The following is a 2,236-nucleotide window of genomic DNA, read 5'->3' on the forward strand; positions in this document are numbered from 1 at the left end:
GCGCGCGCGGCCGCCAGCGCCGTCTTGTCAGCGCCCATCGCCGCATAGGCATGGGCCTGATTGCCGCAACTCAGATGCGCCCGCGCCGGCCCCTCGGCTGCCGCCGCCCTGATCCGCGCCAGATATTCTGCGCGGCTGGCCGCTGAACGGTGGCGGATACGGTCGGTGACACGGTCGATGGTCGAATGTAGCGGCATCTGGGCCTCGTGGTCTTGGAGTTCAGATCAAATATAGGTGGTTAGCGCTAACAGATCAATTCGCTTCCCCGCGATGGGTGCGCAGGTGCGGCCTTCATGGATTTGAACAGTATTTTCCGCGCTAATGCCACAATGCAACTACATCAAAAAGGGGAATGGCAAGAATAACGAAAGGTATGGTCATGAGGATCGCGCGAGTTTTTACCGCTTTTGCACTGGTTGGCGCGCTTGGCGCCTGCATGTCGTCAGACCCCGCATCACGTGCCAGCACCGCGCCCGACGGGCTTGGGCTGCCGGGCGAGGGGCAGATCGTGGCTATAGAGCCGCGCTATGCGATCAAGGACGTCACGGTGCGTGTGCCCGAGACTCTGAAGGTTTCCGAGGCAAACCTTTACTACCCGATAGCTGATATTGTCTGGCGTGGCGATCCGCGCGGCAATCGCTACGAACAGATCAAGGCGATTTTTGACACCGCCGCAGCGCAGGCCACGGCCGGAATGAATGCAGGCCAAGCGGTCAATGTAGAGATCGAGGTCACGCGCTTTCATGCGCAGACCGAAAAGACGCGCTATTCGGTGGGTGGCACCTTCTCGATGCACTTCCTGATGACCGTGCGCGATGCCGCCACCGGCGCGATCATCGACGGGCCGCGCGAAGTGGATGCGGATACCCCCGCAGCGGGTGGTGAGCAGGCGCTGGCCGAAGAGGCCCAGGGCCTGACCGCGAAGGTGGTGGTCACCGCGCGCCTTACCGAAGTGATCGCGGCCGAATTGAGCCGCCCGGTGCTGGTAAGCGCGCCGCCGCAGCTTGCGGCGAACTAGGCAGGCTTTCAAATCACCGGCAGAGCGACTAGAGGGAGGGCGAACGCTCTCCCTTTTCATATGCAGGCCCACGAAATGACCGACGCCGAGACCCCGATCCGCGCCTATCCGGTGGTGCGACTGCGCCCCAAGGCCGAGGCCCGCGCCATCCGCCACGGTTTTCCTTGGGTTTATGCCGACGAGCTTGTGACCGACAGGCGCACGCAATCGCTGGCACCCGGCGCGCTTGCAGTGCTGGAAGATGGCGAACGGCGCGAACTTGGGCTGGTCACCGTCAACCTGAAATCCAAGATCATCGCACGTGTGCTTGACCGAGACGCGGGCGCGGTGATCGACAAGGCGTGGTTTGGCGCGCGGCTGGAACGCGCGCTGGCGTTGCGCGCGCGGCTTTACCCCGAACCTTTCTACCGCCTTGTTCATGCCGAGGCCGATGGCTTGCCCGGCATCATCATCGATCGCTTTGGCGATGCTGCGGTGATTCAACCCAATGCCGCTTGGGCAGAGGCGCATCTGACCGAACTGGTCGCAGCGCTGGTCGAGGTCACGGGTGTCAGCACCGTGGTCAAGAACGGCGCGGGCCGAGCGCGCACGCTGGAAGGGCTGCCAGAGGAGACGCTGCTGTTGCAAGGCGCGCTTGCGGGTCCGCTGGCGGTGCCGATGAACGGCGCAACCTATATGGCGGATCTGCTGGGCGGGCAAAAAACCGGCCTCTTTTTCGATCAGCGCCCGAACCACGCCTTTGCCGCGCGGTTGGCAGACGGCGCACGGATGCTTGACGTGTTCAGCCATGTTGGCGGCTTTGCGTTGGCCTGCCTTGCGGCAGGTGCTGAAAGCGCGCTGGCCGTCGATGCCTCGGCACCTGCGCTGGCGCTCGCCGCCGAGGGTGCCGCGGCGATGGGGCAGGGCGCGCGCTTTGCCACGCGGCAGGGCGATGCCTTTGCGGTGATGGAGGCGCTTGCCACCGAAGGCGCTGTGTTCGATCTTGTGATCTGCGACCCGCCTGCCTTTGCACCCGCCAAACCTGCACTAGAGGCGGGTTTGCGCGCCTACGAGCGGATGGCGCTGATGGCGTCGCGGCTGGTGGCGCCGGGGGGCTATCTGGGGCTTTGTTCCTGCTCGCATGCGGCCGATTTGTCGGCGTTCCGCAATGCCTCGGCGCGCGGTATCGGGCGCGGCGGGCGGCGTGGGCAACTGATCTTTACCGGCGGTGCGGGGCCA

2 protein-coding genes and 1 pseudogene are annotated in these 2,236 nt (G+C 64.7%); 2 read left to right on the top strand and 1 reads right to left on the bottom strand.

Annotation, left to right across the window (positions count from 1 at the left end):
• Window positions 1–197: pseudogene (locus tag ABY403_RS15900) on the bottom strand (phosphogluconate dehydratase); the annotation flags it as partial.
• 182 nt (window positions 198–379) lie between these two features.
• On the opposite strand from ABY403_RS15900, the gene ABY403_RS15905 reads away from it, so the two are divergent.
• The gene (locus tag ABY403_RS15905; RefSeq protein ID WP_372841789.1) at window positions 380–1,018 is read left to right on the top strand and encodes a DUF6778 family protein; all 639 of its coding nucleotides are present in this window, start codon (window positions 380–382) and stop codon (window positions 1,016–1,018) included.
• 75 nt (window positions 1,019–1,093) lie between these two features.
• The coding region (locus ABY403_RS15910; RefSeq protein WP_372841790.1) for an RSP_2647 family RNA methyltransferase at window positions 1,094–2,236 on the top strand (1,143 nt) is incomplete at its 3' end.

Origin of the sequence: Phaeovulum sp. (assembly GCF_041596715.1) — a bacterium.
In the GTDB taxonomy this organism is placed as follows: Bacteria; Pseudomonadota; Alphaproteobacteria; order Rhodobacterales; family Rhodobacteraceae; genus UBA6213.